Here is a 16,289-nt window from a genome sequence, read left to right on the forward strand (position 1 = left end):
CGGTCGCCCGCGCGTGCCGGCGGCCTTCGGAGAAACGTATGAAACAGACTCATGTAAACAGCTACTACGCCGCGACCCGTAATCAGATCGGTGATTACCCGGTTCTTGAAGAGTGGGTGGAATGCGACGTCTGCGTGATTGGCGCCGGCTACACCGGTCTGTCCTCGGCGCTGTTCCTCAGCGAAGCGGGCTACAGCGTTACCGTCCTCGAAGCCGCCAAAGTCGGCTTCGGCGCCAGCGGTCGCAACGGCGGCCAACTGGTCAATTCCTACAGCCGCGACGTCGATGTGATCGAAGAGCGTTATGGCGATAAAACCGCCGAAGTGCTCGGCAGCATGATCTTTGAAGGCGCCGACATCATCCGTTCGCGCATCAAAGAGTACGACATCAAATGCGACTACCGCCCCGGCGGCATCTTCGCCGCGCTGAACAAAAAGCAACTCAACGGCCTGGCCGAGCAGAAGCGCAGCTGGGAGCGCTACGGCAACAAAAACCTGAGAATGCTCGACGCAGCGGACATCCAGCGCGAAGTCGGTTGCGACAACTACGTTGGCGGCCTGCTCGACATGCAGGGCGGGCACATCCACCCGCTGAACCTGGCCTTGGGTGAAGCCGCCGCGATCATCAGCCTGGGCGGTAAAATCTACGAACAATCCGCCGCCGTGGAAATCACCTACGGCGAACCGATCACCGTACGCACCGCCAAAGGCGTGGTGCGGGCCAAGTACCTGCTAATCGCAGGTAATGCTTACCTGCCTCAAGACCTCGACAACCGCGTGACGCGCAAAAGCATGCCCTGCGGTTCGCAAATCGTCGTCACTGAGCCGTTGTCCGAACAGGTTGCGCGCAGCCTGATCAAAAATAACTACTGCGTGGAAGACTGCAACTACCTGCTCGACTACTACCGCCTCACCGCCGACAACCGCCTGCTGTACGGCGGCGGTGTGGTCTACGGCGCCCGCGAGCCGGACGACATCGAACAACTGATCAAACCGAAAATCCTCAAAACCTTCCCGCAATTGAAGGACGTGAAAATCGACTACCGCTGGACCGGCAACTTCCTGCTGACCATGTCACGCATGCCGCAATTCGGCCGCATCGAAAAGAACGCCTATTACATGCAAGGCTACAGCGGTCACGGCGTCACCTGCTCGCACCTGGCCGGCAAACTCATCTGCGAAATGATCCGCGGCGACGCCGAACGCTTCGACGCCTTCGCCTCCCTGCCGCACATGCCCATGCTCGGCGGCCGCACCTTCCAGGCCCCACTCACTGCCATGGGCGCGGCGTATTACGCGCTGCGCGACCGGTTCGGCATATAAGCCAGACCCAATCCCTGTAGGAGCCGAGCTTGCTCGCGAAGACGGCAGCACAGTCAACATTGATGTCGCCTGACACCTCGCCATCGCGAGAAAGACCGCTTCTACAGGTTTCGTACAGGGACGGACGACTATCATCCACCTATTCGATTATCTGCCGTTTATCGAACCTGCTGAGCAACATCCACAAACGTGATTTAATACCCGCCTTCCACGGTTCCGGGATGGGAAACGGCGTAATCCGCGGCCACCAGTCGCCCGCCACCCACCCCCATTACCCTTAAGTATTCTTCGCATAAGGCTGTCATGGACACGGGCTCACGACTCAAATTAGTACGCGAAAGCTACAAACTGTCCCAGCGTGAGCTGGCCCGGCGTAGCGGTGTCACCAATGCCACCATCTCCCTGATCGAACAGAACCGCGTCAGCCCCTCCGTCAGCTCCCTCAAAAAACTGCTCGAAGGCATCCCCATGTCCCTGGCGGACTTTTTCACCTTCGACCAACCGCCGCGTGAGCACCAATACGTGTTCCGCGCCAATGAGCAGCCAGATCTCGGGCGCCATGGGCTGCGGTTGTTGCTGATCGGGGCTTCGGTACCGAGTCGGCAGATGCGGCTGTTGCGCGAGCAATACGCGCCAGGGGCGAGTTCGGGGGAAGAGCCGATTGTGCACTCGGAAGGCGAGGAGTGTGGGCTGGTGACGCGGGGCACGGTTGAGTTGACGGTGGATGGGCAGATTAGTGTGCTGAATGCCGGGGATGGGTATTACTTTCCGACGACGCTGCCGCATCGGTTTAGGAACATTGGGGCGGATGAGGCTGAAATCATCAGTGCCAACACCCCGGCTAACTTCTGATAACGATAGTGAACATCAAACCTGTAGTAGCCATTGGTAGCTGCTACGGGCTTTTTCAAAGTAAATGGACTTCACCTCATGACCACACAACGCATCCGCCCCCTCGCACTCTGCGTCTTCCATCACAACGGAAAAATTCTGGTCAACGAAGCTTACGACTCAATAAAAAAGCAGACTTTTTTCCGCCCCGTCGGTGGAGGCATCGAGTTCGGCGAAACCAGTGCCCAGGCAGTTGTGCGAGAGGTACAAGAGGAACTCGGGTTACCCATCTCTGATGTTCGCTTACTCGGTACGCTTGAGAGCATCTTCACTTATGCCGGCACTCCAGGGCATGAAATTGTTCAGGTGTACGATGCAAAATTTGTGGATGCGAACGTCTACGAATTGCCGCAGTTGAAGGCGTGTGAGAGTGACGGCACGGCCTTCATAGCGAAATGGCATGGCGTCGCAAGCTTCACTGATGGGTCACCTTTGGTTCCAGATGGTCTTTATGAGCTACTGCAGAAAGTCGCATTGCTGGATTGATATCTGAAGCAGCAAAGGAGTGACTTGAGGAGACTTCTCTTGGTCCTTCCGCTCCACGATTGACAACCCGGATCATCCAAAACACTATCAGCCTATGACCTACACACGCCACATGAACATGATGTGCACCTCCATGACCGCTTCCGGCGGGCCATGAGGTCATGCGTTCGTAGAATTTGACGTAATTACCCAAGGCCCCGCCAGAAATGGACGGGGCTTTTTAGGTCTCCGTCTACCGATGGCTAACGGAGAATGAAATGTTCGAGATTAGACGCGCCACGCACAGCGATGCCCAAACAGCGTTCGATATTCGCCTTCAAGCGATACGGCATCAATGCATCGGCGCCTATACCACGGAGCAAATGTTGGCCTGGACGGCAGGATCAGCCAACGACGGCTATAGCGACCTGATGAATAAACACTTTTATCTGGGCTGTATTCAGGGTGAGCCGGTGGCGACCGGAATGCTTGATCTGGAGAGGAGCGAAATCGGCGCGATCTTTGTGCTCCCGAGCTTTATGCAACGAGGCATTGGCTTGAGAGTCCTGGACTACCTTGAATGCCTGGCGCGAGATCTGGGGCTGAAGGAGATCAATCTGGACGCCACGTTGAATGCTGCTGACTTTTACCGGCGTTGCGGTTTCGTGGGTGACGAACCTGCTATTTACCATTCGCCCTCCGGGCTTCAGCTGGCTTGTACACCGATGGTGAAGGCGCTTTTGTAGGCTTGGCGTTGATGTGCAGATTAGTGTGTTGTATGCCTAGGATGGGTAATTTTCCGACGACGTTGCTGCATCGGTTTCGCATATTGGGCAGGATGAGGCCGAAATCATCAGCGCCAACACCTCGGCTAACTTCTGACCTCTAAAGCAAACATTAAACCCGCAGCGACCTTCGGCGGGGCGACCACGACTTTTGGTCGCCCCTCCTAGCGATTACCACTTCATACCTCAGGTGAGGGCGTCTGCGACGCCGCTCAAAGTGACTTCAAGTAGTCGAGAAGCTGTGACCTTTGGATATCACTGAGGTTGCCCACGCCATAGTCATGGCCGCCGTTGCTGTTGCCCTCAAGCGTGGTGTCGAAAAGAAACCAGTTCTTGTCCGACTTATCAGTCTTGAATCCCACCCTTTGGTTATCGAATTCATGGGTCCCTGTATAGAACGTCGAGGGACGCTGACGGGGTGGCAAGAGAAGGTCGTTCAGGGTCGGCACAGAGCCGTTATGCAAATAGGGAGCGGTGGCCCAGATGCCGGTGAGGGGTCTTGCTTTATAGGCGAGAAGAGAAATTTTTGGGCTCTTACGGTAACAGTTGTATAGCCGTAGCGCTTTCTCATCAGCATTGCTGAACAAGGCACGGTCCTTGAATCCAGGGACTTTTTGAGGTTTGGTATCTATTCCAAGCAATCCATCGAAAGCCAGTTCGGCGACATCGCGTCCTTTGCCAAGTAATGTCTCAAGGACGGTCACACCCAGCATGTTGTAGAGACGGTCATTTGGCTGAATGGGTCCTAATTTATCGACTCTGGGATAACCCGATAACACGCCAGCATCCGCTTTAAATTGATAAGCATTGCACGCCATCCAGGGATCCGTGCCAATGGTCGAGGCTTTTGGGCTCTGAGCATTGAAATTGTCATTCGCGGAGATTGGAATCATGACCGCCGCGATGGCCGTAGTGAGATCGTTTCTATCAAGGGGTACATGGCAGCCGGCACAATTGTCCGTAAACAATTTGGCGCCTGACGTGAGGTCTTTTGGCAGCGACCCAGGCCATTGCGGAGGCTTCAAGGTATAAAGAGAACGTTCTAGAACATCCAGATTTTTCACGTTTACACTGGAGACAAATCCTGGCTTGGCCGGATTTTCTTTAACCGGTCGAATATCGGCGTACACGCCGATGGCCTCTCCAGCATTACGCCCCAGGCCTCCAACATCGAGGCCGCCGTCTTTTTTTATCGAGGGGAGTGTTTTTTTGCCGACCATTCCGTTCCATTGGAGGACGTCATGTTGAGGCGTATTCCAGAGAAATGGATAACTTACCGGCGCATCAGAGGGGTTAGGGGTAGGCGGTTTCGCTTGGGTGACTTGACTGATTTTGTTGAGAATGTGGCCTACTGCATCAAGGCGCCCTGGGCCATATTGCAGATCGGTGGCATTCAGTGTCTCGTTTTGTGCATAAAACGCATTCAAGCTTTCCAGCGATTTTTTCAGCCGTTGGCGATTTCCTTTCGACAGGTCATCCTCCAGGACACTCTTCGCAAAGCGTTCAAATTTTTCAGGGTCGGAAGCCGTTGTGGTTAACGCCGCTCTCAATGCTTTAAAGAAATTTTGAAAGTCGGCGTTAGTTGGCCCGCCATTGATGACAAGATTCTGTCCTTCAAAATTGATTTGAGCCGTGTGACAAGCAGAGCAATTCATCCCCACCCACGGCTCTTGCGTCCCTTGTCCAAAAAACCAACGGAGTTTCGTGAAGGACAGCTTGCTGTCATGGCTATCATCCAAAACGAAACCCATCGGCAACGTAAAACGCTTACCGTTATAAGACGGCTGATAAGGCATGTAACCGTAGGCAGAGATCGTTTTGTCACTCATGAACTTCTCTTCTGAAGCGGGCACTTCCAGTGCTCGTGCCCAGGAGAGAGGGAGAATTCTCGAACCTTGTGAAAGGTCATGCCAATTGGAGAGGGTGGTGTCATTCCATCCCTGATCCAGGATGTCGGCCGCTTGAGTCACTGAATTACAGCTGAAAAACAACAATGCAGCGCAGGCAAATGGTGGGGCTTTTAATTTGTTCATCAGATTCCCTTCTATTTGTAATTTCCTGTTGGGACCCATCACGTGGGTAGCCAAAAGCTACCCGTCATGAGTGTAGCCACGAAAAAAACACCGCTCTTGGATTTTGTTCCATGGCACTCATATCGTGCCCTCAACCACAACCAGCCCGTAATATTCCGGATTGCCACGATTGACAGCCCGAACGACTTGTAGGAATTTAGCCGCTCGCAGGTAAGGAATATCTGCTGACGGCCAAAAAATGGCCGTTATTCATCACACAAGGGATTGCCTATGCAAGGTTCAAACACCGTTGCTCAACAGGTGTGCGGTCAGCGGGTGCATACGCATCAGAACACCGCACACATGAACATTGCCGAGCAAATCCTCGAATGCCTGTTTCGGCGTCGTAGCCTTGCCCCGGGGCAGGATTCCGAGCTTTCGTTGCAGGTACTGGAACCCCATCTGACCAAGGTCATGCAGGCGGTCGAGCGCGGTCGCCAGGTCGAAATGGTCTTGCCAGCCTTCCCGGGCAAATCACCCAGCCGCAAGAAAACCCTCAGCCATCTGCCAGATCTTGCTGAGCATCACGCAATCGACGAGTTACACCGCCTGTGCAATGAGATCCAGGCGATCTACGCACCGGGGGCGCTGATTCATATCTGCTCCGATGGCTATGTGTTCTCTGATCTGGTGCATGTTCCCGATGCAGACGTCAAAGCCTACACCGACGCTATCCAGGACTACGCCGAACAGCACTATCGCGGCACGTTCGCCCATTTCGACCTCCGGGATGCCTATCCTCCGCTTGACTGTCTGGACGCCATGCGTGAGGAGATGATGATCGAGCACGGCCAGTCACTGGTCTTGTTGCAGCAACGCTTCAAGGATGATCCGCACATGATGTTGATGTACTGCGGCATCCATCGCTTTCTTTCCGAGGATTACTCGGGCCTCAAAGTATTCGCGGGCATGAGCCTTAATGCGGTGAAAAAAATCGCCAAGCCGGCCTCGCAGCGGGTGATCCAGCGCAGTGAAGCCTGGAGTGCTCTGTTACAGGCGCGCTACCCACATTGCCTGCGCCTGTCGATTCACCCGCAACTGGCGGTGTCGACGAAAATCGGTATCCGGTTGGTGCCAACCAGTGACCTGTGGCGTACGCCCTGGCATTCGGTGGCCATCAAGCGACGGGGTGTGGTCACCCTCGAAAAACGCAGCAATGTCGATGAACGTTACCACCGCTTGGTGTTCCGCAAGGGGCGTCCTTGTCACTACGCCAGTGCTCAATGATGGTGTCTCGGTTGCGGGTCGAAGCCGTACTCTTCGATCTGGATGGAACCCTGGTCGATACCTTGCCTGACATCACCTGGTGCCTGAACCAGGTGTTGCTCGAACACGGTTGCCCGGCGCTGAGCGCGGAAACGGTGCGGGGTTATATCGGCGGTGGGGTCACGGCGATGATCGAGCAGCTTGCCGCGCAGTTTGATATCGCTGATGCGCCCGCCATGCACCAGCGCTATGTGACGCTCTACCAAAACAACCTTGTTCAATTTTCCCGGCCCTTCAACGGTGTGCTTGCCTTGCTCGAAGGTTGTCGCCAATTGCAAGTGCCGCTGGCAATCGTCACCAACAAGGCTGACGAAATGGCCCGGCAAGTAGCCGATGCGCTGCTTCCACAGAATACCTTCGGGACGATTCTGGGGCATCGCGCGGGCCGGGCGCTCAAACCTCAGCCGGAGGTGGCATGGGAAGCCGCCCGATGCTTATCGGTTGATCCGCAACGCTGTTTGTTCGTCGGTGACACGCAGATCGACCTGCAAACGGCGCGTGCCGCAGGCATGTACTCGGCGGCAGTCACCTGGGGCTATGGCCTGACCTCTGCATTGCAGGCCCAGGCCCCGAACTTCTGTTGCGAACAACCGGCCGGGCTGCTGCGCATTTTGCAGCAAGTCTGCGGTACGGCGCCTGCGTTCACCGAGCATGGCGACACTGTTAAATCCTATTGATACACACACTCTCAAGGAAGCTGTTCTATGGAACATAGAGAAGCCTGGATCGCTGCTGTCAGCGATTTGTTGGCGGGTTATCTGCTCAAAGGCACGGATGATTGTTTCGAAGCACAAGGCAGCGCGCATCTCGCGCTACGCCTGGGACATTGCTTCGATCAGAGCCTGCCAGTGCGTCTGGTACTGCCAGGCTTTCCCTGCAAGTCGCCAAACGCCATCGACCAGACCTTCGGCGTGCTGCCGGATTATGGTGAGGTCATGGCCATCGAGCGCCTCGACCAGCTCGGCCAAGCCATCACCGCGTTGCATGCCCCGGGCTGTGTGGTGTCGATCCTCAGTGACGGCACGACCTTCAATGACATCGTTGGCGTTGCCGACGACGTTCGCGTCGCCTACAACCGAGCGTTGCGTGAACTGTGCACCACCCACACGATTCAGTGGGTCAGCATGGAAGACCTGTTCCCACAGGCCCAAAGCGCCGAGTCGGTTCGCGCCAGCCTGGTCAAGCAGGCCCGTCTGCCCTGGAAAAACCTTGGGGATCTGATCGAGAAGAGCCGCGAAGATGAATCCCTCAGCCAGGCCCATGACCACCTCTGCAGTCACCTCTACAACGATCTGCGACTGTGCCGGGAGGACGGGCAGAGCGAGGATGAGTACCTGCAGCAAATCAATTTCAAAGCCTACCAAATGATGTATCGCGGGCAGGCATTGAATGCGGCAGTGGACCGTTTCTTCGGCGATGACATTCGCTTGTCGGTCCACCAGTACAGCAATGCCGGACCCAAGTTCACCTTCGGATTGGCCGAGGGGCTGACCCGTGTTTACAGCCCTTGGCATGCCGTGCCGGTGTGCAACCTCGATGGCAGCCAAACCCTTCGCACCCGCGCCCAGGTCGACCTCGACCACCACGTGTTGGTCACGTATGACGGGCGGCCGTGGCTCTACCACCAAACAGAAAACCCACAGGCGCAAGGCTTCGAGTACGAACTGCAAAAACTTCCGCTCTTTGGTCTGGTGGTGCGAGACCCGTTGGGGCTGGGTTTCGAGCGACTGTCCACGGGCTTGCTGGAGGCACTGGTGGAAACCTTCGGTTTCGTCTGCCTCAAGGGCTGCCGCTTCGACGACCAGGACAGCTTTGCGCGCAGCTGCGAACGCTTCGGCACGCTGTACGAATGGGCCTTCGGCGCCGTGCACGTGGTCAAACCCGCGGACAAACCCCAAGGCGTGGTGCACTCGCTGGAGAAAACACCATTGCACTGGGACCTGAACATGCTGCCCGACAGCGACGCACAGGTGCAGCGCAACCCGAAATTCTGCGCCAGCAAATTCATGCTCTATTGCAAGACCGCGCCGCAGCCGGGCGAGGGCCAGACCACCATCGTCGACAGCCGAAACGTCCTGCGCAAAGTCGGGCAGCAAATCGCCCAGCAATGGCAGGGCGTGAACATCAGCTACTACACCAAAATGACCTACTTCGGTGGCTCACCGCGCAGCTACAGCCTGGTGGATCACCACCCCCGCAGCGGCGAACTTATCCTGCGTTATCAAGAGGGCACTGAATCGACACTGCAGACGCTTAGTCAGTCTGTGCAGGATCATGATGAGGAGGCGCAGCAGGCGTTGCTGGAACAGGTCAATGCGCTGGTTTATGACCCGGAGTGCCTGATTGCTCATCAATGGAGTGAGGGGGATTTGGTGCTGATCGACAACTATCGGACGTTGCATGGAAGGCTGCCGATGTCGGCGGGTTCTTCTTCGCGGGAATTGTGGCGGGTGCAGGTTTACTGATTGCTCGAGTTTGGCAGGCCCTGGGGACAGGGTCTTCTTCGAAAACTATTCCTATCACTGCGGAGTGAAGTCACGAATCGCGCGAATAGTCTGTGTTGGCGGCTTCTTCCATCAACCAACCCCAGCTTGGACCGTTTGTCTGTGACTGATCGAAAGTTGGCACGCTGCCGCATCGGTTTCGCAATATTGGGGCGGATGAGGCGGAAATCATCAGTACTAACACCCCGGCGAAATTCTAATCTCCTTGCGCCTTCGCATTGGGCGCGGGGTTGCCCGAGGGTGTTTTTACGGCTCTAAAAAATCCAATGCTCGGCCGAATATGCCGGCTTCCAATTTTGAAGACCTCTATTGCGATAGTTTTTTTGATGAATCGTTTCTGGGGTTATGGGAATGATGTGTAGGATGAAAAGAAGTGATGTGTAGGGCTTTTCGGATCGTCGCTCGTTTATGTCATTTGTTAGAGTGAGTCATATTAATGATAGGGTTATAATTTTTGGTGTGAGCGCTGATTTGTATCGAAGCTCAAGAAATCTATCGGGCTGTCTGAGGGGGTATTAATGCGGCTGAGAGTTTTTTTACCGTTTTAGTTTCGGATTTATTAACTGTTATGCTTTCCATGCTTTATGCGGCATTTCTTGCATGGTTAATAGGGGTGGTGGTCCCTTTAATCGGGATTTATTATTGGTTGGTGCTAGGTGTTTTTTTATTTTTTTGTTGGTTGTTAATTTTTATTATTGCTCTCTCAGCTATATTGATGTTTCACTGGGGCGTGATCTTAATCCCGAAAGAGACTCTGCTTGGGTTGCCTATTTCGGTGCTTTTATCGGTTCTTTGTTTTGGGTTGCTGTTATCGTTCTACAAATTGATCAAATATTTCCGCTGCGAGGAAAGCTTTCGTTTGTCGTTAGTGCGGCTATTTTTATGTTGGTTTTTGTCTGCTTATGCATTTATATAATGAGGCTGCGCCGAAGAAAGTGATGTGCTCGATGAGGTGGTTTATTCTAAAGTTGTTTCTTCTGCTATGTTTTTTATTGTGATTGCATCGACCAGGGCTTCAAAGGCCAGTGCCAGTTTTCCCATTTGTCTGTATGCTCGCTCATAGTTTATAGGGTCTTTCCTGAAAAGCTCAAATATATCGTTTTTTTGCACTAAACTAACTACGCCGAACGCTGATGGTCCTAAGTCCACAGAGTAATAGATAGTGTTGCCGGTTTTAGTGTTTTCGGCTAGGTGTTGGTATGTTCTCCTAATGGGCCCTACTGTGCTGGGTGCGTCAGGTCCATTGTATATATTTCCTGCGCTTTCATAAATATTATTAGCGCCATGCGCAACGTAGGTTAACCCGCTGGTTAATTTAATACCTCTTGACTTTCCGAGTAGTGAAGCTCCAGTTTGAATTTGCATTGCTCCCGCTAAAATACCAATGCCATTTTTAGTGTAAAACATCGCTTTGGATGATAATTCGGCATACTCATCTCTGATTTTTTGCAAACCCTGTCGCGCGCTAATTAAACCTTCATCAACCGCTTGGATAATCTCGTTAGCATAAGATGAAACGATCGAGCTGAATTGAAGCTGCAAAAAACTATCGTACAGTTGCGTAGCGCCAATAGTGCACCCGAACGCAACAAGATCGGACGCAGCTTTAGTCACATCATGAATGTCACAAGAATCGTCATTCATCTTCAATTTCCCACGTACTGTAAGCACACGTTCCCGCCTGGACGTGCGTCCAAGTGATATCGCGATATCGGATGGATACCATCTCTTGAGGTTCTGTATCATTCATATATATGGCATGAGGAACTTTAAGGTTGATGTGCGCGATTTTCGCCCCTGTGAGTTGTATTTTATAATATTTATCTTGGCCGCCCGCCGGAGATGTTCTATAGAAAAAAATAGTGCACTCAATTTCTTCCCTTTCATGGAGGGCACTCGCCAACAATGGTGAAGATTTATCGATATTCTTGGTAATCATGATCGGCAAATGTTTGCCGCGACCACCTGAAACACCACCGTCATTGCCCGTAATCATATTGTGCGAATACGCCAAAATCATGATTTCGTCTTTGTGAGCGATTTGAAATTTATTCCCTATAGATTCCACTCCGGAGCACCCGGCGGAAATTAAACCCTGGCGTTTGCCGGTGACTCTCATGTATCCGTGATTAGCCATGCGGGGTACATCCTGTCTTCTGATTGCTTCATTTCGAGTGTATCAGGCGCACTATCGACAGGATTTTGATGTGGTAAATCTTTAAACTAACTTAAGACTCGTCTTACAGTTCGTGAAGAAATTAGTGATGGTAAAACCCTATATTATTGCGCGATGAAGTCCCGAATCGCTCGAATAGTCTCTATCGGCGCTTCTTCCATTAGCCAATGTCCTGCCCCCGGAATCACCACTTCCGTGACCTTATCCGCCGCATTGCGCATAACGATCGCTTCATTGCTGCCAAAGGATTTCTCACCGCCGATGGCCAGCACTGGCATCGTCAGCCGCGTTGTCATCGAAGCTGCTATCGGCTACGTGGTAAAGGCCCGTGGCATGACACAAATTGCCAAGGATTCCGGAATGGGCCGCGAAAACCTGTACAAGGCCTTCGCGCCAGGCGCGAAACCACGTTTTGATACGGTTCTAAAGGTCACCCATGCCCTTGGCATTGATCTCTGCGCACAACTGGGACATGCGGCAAATCACTCGATTCTCTGAGAGTGTCCGTGGCTGTTTGCCTTGCTGGGAAAACGGAAAAAAGGTGACAGATCTATTGAAAAAAATAGATCTGTCACCTTTTTGGTCACCTTTTTGATTTTTTTGATTTTACGGCGTATCAAACCCACGCTGCTCAATCACCCGAAACACATCACTCACATCCTGGACCATGATCCTAGCAATATTGGTGACAGTGTTGATGTCGTGCTCGGCGTAGTCCGGCAGGCTGGTGCAGGCCATGAGGTTGAGGTATTTGAGGACGGCGCTGAGGCGTTCGCTGAGGCAGTTGTGGAGTTCGCGCAGTGGGGCGTCGGCGTCGATGAGGAGGACGGGGTGGTCGGTGGCGAAATGGGACATTGGGGTGTAGTGGCGGAGCGGGTTTTTTCATTGTCATAAGGATGGTCCTATCGTGAAAAACGTAGTGCCACTGTTCTGCTGCGAAACAAATAGGTGGCAGCTGTGAGCGGGTTCGCAGACCGAGGACAAGACCAACCCGGCAGACCCGAAGGTCTCCCACACACAGCCGCCATGAAACGTAATGCTGGCGAAGTTTGCCAGAATTGTTGTTTGACGGTGTTAGGTCATTTCCCTCAGGGCTGCGAAACCCTATCGCTAACTGTGGTCAGCGACAGACCCACTCTAGGCAGTGATTTTGATAGCCGCAACCGGGCTGTAGGACCATACGCGGTCACTGTAAGGGAGGGGCGGAACGCCGCATCGCCCCGTTCGATGGCGCAGCCGCCGCAAAATGGGGTGTTGCGGTGTGTCTGAGGAAACGGGCTAGCAGGATCTGGGGCCGCTTCTCAGCCCAACGGGGGCAAGCCCCCTCACCACAAAGCGCAAATTCCTACGAGATTCTCAGACTTCAAAATCCTGGCTGCGGCTTCATCAATCGATCACGATTGCAGTTTGTTTCAAGCGCAATATTCATTTCACCAGCCGTTACGGCGCTTAACCCGAAGAGAATCCCATGAGTCAGACACTGGAACGCGCCATTGCCATCGCCGCCGCAGCGCATGAAGGGCAAGTGGACAAGGGCGGCGCGCCTTACATCCTGCATCCGCTGAGGGTCATGCTGCGGGTGAACACACTGGAAGAGCGCATCGTCGCGGTGCTGCATGACGTGGTCGAGGACTGAGGCATCAGCTTCGACGACCTGCGTAACGAAGGCTTCAGCGAAACGGTGCTGATGGCGATTGCGTCAGTGACCAAGGTGCCGGACGAGTCCTACGAGGCATTTGTCGAGCGCGCGGCGCAGAACCCGATCGGGCGGGTGGTGAAACTGGCGGATCTGGAAGAGAACAGCGACTTGTCGCGGATTGCCCAGCCGTCCTGGGAGGATCTGGAGCGCGTAGAGAAGTATCGGCGAGCGATAGGGGTGTTGCGTTCGTAGCGAGTGGGTTGAGAGTTCGGAGTCCATCAAGCGATACCCACCCACCGCCGCCCAAACGCTTATTACTATCGACTTAACTGGCGGAATCTCTGTGAAGATAGCCCGCTTTTTTTGCCATCGATTTGCTGCTTGAATGCTTCAAGTGCGGAAACAATCAGTGGGCGGATCGTTGGATCATTTGCGATGGTCTCTGCACTCAATTCCGTGGAAAGCAAATTTACGGATATTGATGCTTCCTCCACGATACAAGCCGACATTGTTTCCAGAACCAGCCGCAGTGCCGCCTGCGCGTGCGAAGCCCGAGGTGAAGCGTTGAAAAGAGCAACGGGTTTGCCTGGGAACTCCTCAGAGCTAACGAGCCAGTCCAGCATATTCTTGAATGAGCCGGGAATTCCGCGAGCGTACTCAGGGCAAGAGATCAGAACGCCGTCCGCTTGGGCGATACTGAAGCGTAAGCCCATGATGGATTCAGGAGGAGTTTCCGTGAAGTCCGGGTTGAATGAGGTAACTGGCCAACCTCGTGATAATGCGCTATCGACAGCCCTTTGGGACAGAGAACCTCAGCTGCACGCAATAGCACTGAGTTGGAGGAGGCCTCGCGAAGACTCCCTGAAACGGCAAGCAAACGCACCATGTCAACACTCTCCCTGATTTGTAGGGCGGGGAGTGTCGCATGAGGGCCACTTACTGCACCATCATTGGCCCTACCACCGGAGTCAAACCCTATGTCCTGGTTTCGCAGGGATGACCAGATGGCTTTGCCAGACGCTTACCCAGCAAATAACCAGTTCGAGCGTCCAAGTACCCACGGTCCTGCTGCAGCCCAAATGAGCGAATTTACCCCTTATCTCGGCATAACCCCCAAGAGATCCAGCGGCTTGCCAAACGAAAAGTCAGGCACTAAGGTAGCGCCCTCTAACGACTGGCCCCGGACTTGGGGTGAGCGGTAACGGCTACAGACAAAAAATCAGATGGCAGCGCACCCTCCTTTGGCGAGTACTTCACCGCACAAAGATAGCGCTGTCTCACTATCAAGGTGCCTGAGGCTCGATAGAGTTTTCCTTGAAAGTAACAATCACAAGAAAGAGGAAGCCCGTGATGACTAACGCTAGTGCTAGCGCGACTGTCACCAACAGTTTGGCAACACCCCACACCCAACGGATGAGCACCTACGTGTTCGTGCTGTTTTTCATCCTCGGCAGCATCACCAGCCTTAACGATGTCCTGGTGCCAAAACTCAAGCACCTCTTCAGCCTCAGTTATACCGAGGCCATGCTTGTGCAGTCGTCATTCTTTTTTGCCTATTTCATTTTCGCCATACCCGCAGGCCTGCTCATTTCGCGAATCGGCTACATGAGAGCGGCCGTCCTCGGGTTGCTGCTGATGGCTGGTGGATGCCTGCTCTTCATTCCTGCCACCCAGTCCGCATTGTTTCCAGCCTTCCTCGGTGCCCTCTTTGTGCTTGCGATTGGCGTGACAACCGTTCAGGTCGTTGCGAACCCGCTGCTTTCACTACTCGGAACCGCCGCAATGGCCCCCAGCCGCCTCACCCTCGGCCATGCGTTCAATTCGCTGGGAACCACGGTCGCACCCTACCTGGGTGCCATACTGATCCTGGGCTCCCTTAATGCGGTAGATACTTCCGCATTGTCGCCAGCAGAACTGACGTCCTTCCTGTCGCAGGAAGCCAGCGTGATCAGCAACACCTATGCAAGCATTACGCTCTTCATCTGCATCGTCGCCTTGATCGTCTGGCTGAAAAGAAATGAGCTGCAACCGTCAACAAGACCTGAACGTCTCAATCCACTCGCTGCGCTCGACCTTCTAAAGCAGCCGCGCTTTGCACTCGGCACCGTCTGCATATTTCTCTATGTCGGCGCCGAAGTCACGATTGGCAGCCTCATCACCGACTACCTCATGCTGCCGACAACCCTGGCCCTTCCCGCCGAAGCCGCAGGCAAGCATGTTGCCTTCTATTGGGGTGGCGCCCTGGTTGGCCGCTTTATCGGCTCGGCGCTGATGCGCACTTTCGCACCCGGGAAACTGCTGGCCTTTGCCGCCACGGCAGTCATTGTGCTGTTGACGATCTCTGCCACCACACAAGGCGTTGTTGCCGGATGGTCGCTGCTGGCCGTCGGGCTGTTCAACTCCATCATGTTTCCGACGATCTTTACCCTTGCGACCGCAGGGCTCGGTCATCGCGCGGCGGAAGGTTCGGGCCTATTCTGTTGCGCCATTGTTGGCGGGGCATTTATTCCGCCATTGACAGGGTATGCGGCCGACCTCTCGACGCTCGCGATGGCATTGAGCGTGCCAGCGACCTGTTATGCCGGCATCGCAATCTACGGTTGGTATGCCCGCGCTCCGAAGCACTAGCATTCCCTTGCCCTTTACCCATTGTCTCGAGAATGTTGGCGTTCCGGCTCGGAGAGGAACTCATCACTACCGATGGACCTGAGCCAAGAAGAGGACCAGCTGTTGCGGTCCGAGCTTGCAGGGTATGACGATTATACCCGTCGAGTACGTTGGAGATTGGTCCCCGGCCTCTGGTGAAGGCCAGGGTTGGATAGTGGTTTCCGAACTGGATGAGAGGAGCGTGCCAAGGCTGGCCGCCCCTTCACGACTTCACACACTGGGCCGGCAAAAAAACAACGCTTTTGCTCGCCTGTTACGTTCATAGTCAGGTCGAGGAGAACAGCATGAAATCCCGGATCATTGGGCTGCGAGTGGCCGGCACCGTCTACGCACTGATGGCCTTGGCACAACTGGGGCGCTTGATTATTCGCCCCGAGGTTCTCGTTGATGGGTATCCCATGCCCCTGTGGCCAAGCGTGCTCGCCTTGGTATTGCTCGTGGTATTGAGCGTCTGGATGTGGTCGCTCACACAGTCGCGAGCAGAGTGAGGCTGACTCAGCCG

At 54.2% G+C, this 16,289-nt stretch carries 15 protein-coding genes and 3 pseudogenes; 12 read left to right on the forward strand and 6 right to left on the reverse strand.

The window, feature by feature from the left end; genetic code table 11:
* The first annotated feature begins 38 nt into the window (after positions 1-38).
* From LOY56_RS10680 to LOY56_RS10695, 4 genes are all read left to right on the forward strand, one after another.
* Positions 39-1,322, forward strand: a complete 1,284-nt coding sequence (locus LOY56_RS10680) for an FAD-binding oxidoreductase (protein WP_258621629.1) — start codon at positions 39-41, stop codon at positions 1,320-1,322.
* Between the two features lie 303 nt (positions 1,323-1,625).
* Positions 1,626-2,174 carry a cupin domain-containing protein gene (locus tag LOY56_RS10685; protein WP_007895886.1) on the forward strand — a complete coding sequence of 183 codons (549 nt, stop codon included), beginning with the start codon at positions 1,626-1,628 and terminating at the stop codon, positions 2,172-2,174.
* 78 nt (positions 2,175-2,252) lie between these two features.
* Positions 2,253-2,699, forward strand: a complete 447-nt coding sequence (locus LOY56_RS10690; protein ID WP_258621630.1) for an NUDIX hydrolase — start codon at positions 2,253-2,255, stop codon at positions 2,697-2,699.
* Between the two features lie 257 nt (positions 2,700-2,956).
* Positions 2,957-3,424 (forward strand): GNAT family N-acetyltransferase, encoded by a 468-nt coding sequence (locus LOY56_RS10695; RefSeq protein WP_258621632.1) that lies wholly within the window; start codon positions 2,957-2,959, stop codon positions 3,422-3,424.
* Between the two features lie 251 nt (positions 3,425-3,675).
* Here the strand turns inward: LOY56_RS10695 and LOY56_RS10700 are convergent, their stop codons facing one another.
* Positions 3,676-5,496 (reverse strand): di-heme-cytochrome C peroxidase, encoded by a 1,821-nt coding sequence (locus tag LOY56_RS10700; RefSeq protein WP_258621634.1) that lies wholly within the window; start codon positions 5,494-5,496, stop codon positions 3,676-3,678.
* Between the two features lie 270 nt (positions 5,497-5,766).
* On the opposite strand from LOY56_RS10700, the gene LOY56_RS10705 reads away from it, so the two are divergent.
* The 4 genes and pseudogenes from LOY56_RS10705 to LOY56_RS10720 form a co-directional block, all read left to right on the forward strand.
* Positions 5,767-6,762 carry an isocyanide synthase family protein gene (locus tag LOY56_RS10705; RefSeq protein WP_258621636.1) on the forward strand — a complete coding sequence of 332 codons (996 nt, stop codon included), beginning with the start codon at positions 5,767-5,769 and terminating at the stop codon, positions 6,760-6,762.
* Entirely contained in the window at positions 6,762-7,478 is a 717-nt protein-coding gene (locus LOY56_RS10710; RefSeq protein ID WP_408980383.1) for an HAD family hydrolase, read from the forward strand. The genes LOY56_RS10705 and LOY56_RS10710 overlap by 1 nt, the downstream gene beginning before the upstream one ends.
* 27 nt (positions 7,479-7,505) lie before the next feature.
* A complete protein-coding gene (locus tag LOY56_RS10715) occupies positions 7,506-9,266 on the forward strand; it encodes an L-tyrosine/L-tryptophan isonitrile synthase family protein (RefSeq protein WP_258621639.1) in 1,761 nt (586 codons plus the stop codon).
* Positions 9,267-9,427: 161 nt separating this feature from the next.
* Positions 9,428-9,505 (forward strand): annotated as a pseudogene (locus LOY56_RS10720) (XRE family transcriptional regulator); the annotation flags it as partial.
* Between the two features lie 757 nt (positions 9,506-10,262).
* Here the strand turns inward: LOY56_RS10720 and LOY56_RS10725 are convergent.
* The 3 genes and pseudogenes from LOY56_RS10725 to LOY56_RS10735 all read right to left on the reverse strand — a co-directional run.
* Positions 10,263-10,949 carry a DUF4225 domain-containing protein gene (locus tag LOY56_RS10725; protein WP_258621640.1) on the reverse strand — a complete coding sequence of 229 codons (687 nt, stop codon included), beginning with the start codon at positions 10,947-10,949 and terminating at the stop codon, positions 10,263-10,265.
* A complete protein-coding gene (locus LOY56_RS10730) occupies positions 10,942-11,442 on the reverse strand; it encodes an Hcp family type VI secretion system effector (RefSeq protein WP_258621641.1) in 501 nt (166 codons plus the stop codon). The genes LOY56_RS10725 and LOY56_RS10730 overlap by 8 nt, the downstream gene beginning before the upstream one ends.
* 143 nt (positions 11,443-11,585) lie before the next feature.
* A pseudogene (locus LOY56_RS10735) lies at positions 11,586-11,783 on the reverse strand (alpha/beta fold hydrolase); the annotation flags it as partial.
* On the opposite strand from LOY56_RS10735, the gene LOY56_RS10740 reads away from it, so the two are divergent.
* Complete coding sequence (locus LOY56_RS10740) at positions 11,743-11,979, forward strand: addiction module antidote protein (RefSeq protein ID WP_408980359.1); 237 nt, start codon at positions 11,743-11,745, stop codon at positions 11,977-11,979. The pseudogene LOY56_RS10735 and the gene LOY56_RS10740 sit on opposite strands and share 41 nt — an antisense overlap.
* 108 nt (positions 11,980-12,087) lie before the next feature.
* Here LOY56_RS10740 and LOY56_RS10745 read toward each other — a convergent pair whose 3' ends face one another.
* Complete coding sequence (locus LOY56_RS10745) at positions 12,088-12,336, reverse strand: fructose-bisphosphate aldolase (protein ID WP_258621643.1); 249 nt, start codon at positions 12,334-12,336, stop codon at positions 12,088-12,090.
* Between the two features lie 613 nt (positions 12,337-12,949).
* On the opposite strand from LOY56_RS10745, the pseudogene LOY56_RS10750 reads away from it, so the two are divergent.
* Positions 12,950-13,372, forward strand: a pseudogene (locus LOY56_RS10750) (HD domain-containing protein).
* Between the two features lie 65 nt (positions 13,373-13,437).
* Here the strand turns inward: LOY56_RS10750 and LOY56_RS10755 are convergent.
* Positions 13,438-13,833: an NADPH-dependent FMN reductase gene (locus tag LOY56_RS10755; RefSeq protein WP_258621644.1), complete on the reverse strand. Its 396-nt coding sequence runs from the start codon at positions 13,831-13,833 to the stop codon at positions 13,438-13,440.
* Positions 13,834-14,470: 637 nt separating this feature from the next.
* Between LOY56_RS10755 and LOY56_RS10760 the strand changes: the two genes are divergently transcribed.
* Entirely contained in the window at positions 14,471-15,748 is a 1,278-nt protein-coding gene (locus tag LOY56_RS10760; RefSeq protein WP_258621646.1) for a sugar MFS transporter, read from the forward strand.
* Positions 15,749-16,071: 323 nt separating this feature from the next.
* Positions 16,072-16,275, forward strand: coding sequence for a hypothetical protein (locus LOY56_RS10765; protein ID WP_218396563.1), 204 nt, complete (start codon positions 16,072-16,074; stop codon positions 16,273-16,275).
* Positions 16,276-16,289 lie beyond the last annotated feature (14 nt).

It is taken from the genome of Pseudomonas sp. B21-048 (assembly GCF_024748615.1).
Classification (GTDB): domain Bacteria; phylum Pseudomonadota; class Gammaproteobacteria; order Pseudomonadales; family Pseudomonadaceae; genus Aquipseudomonas.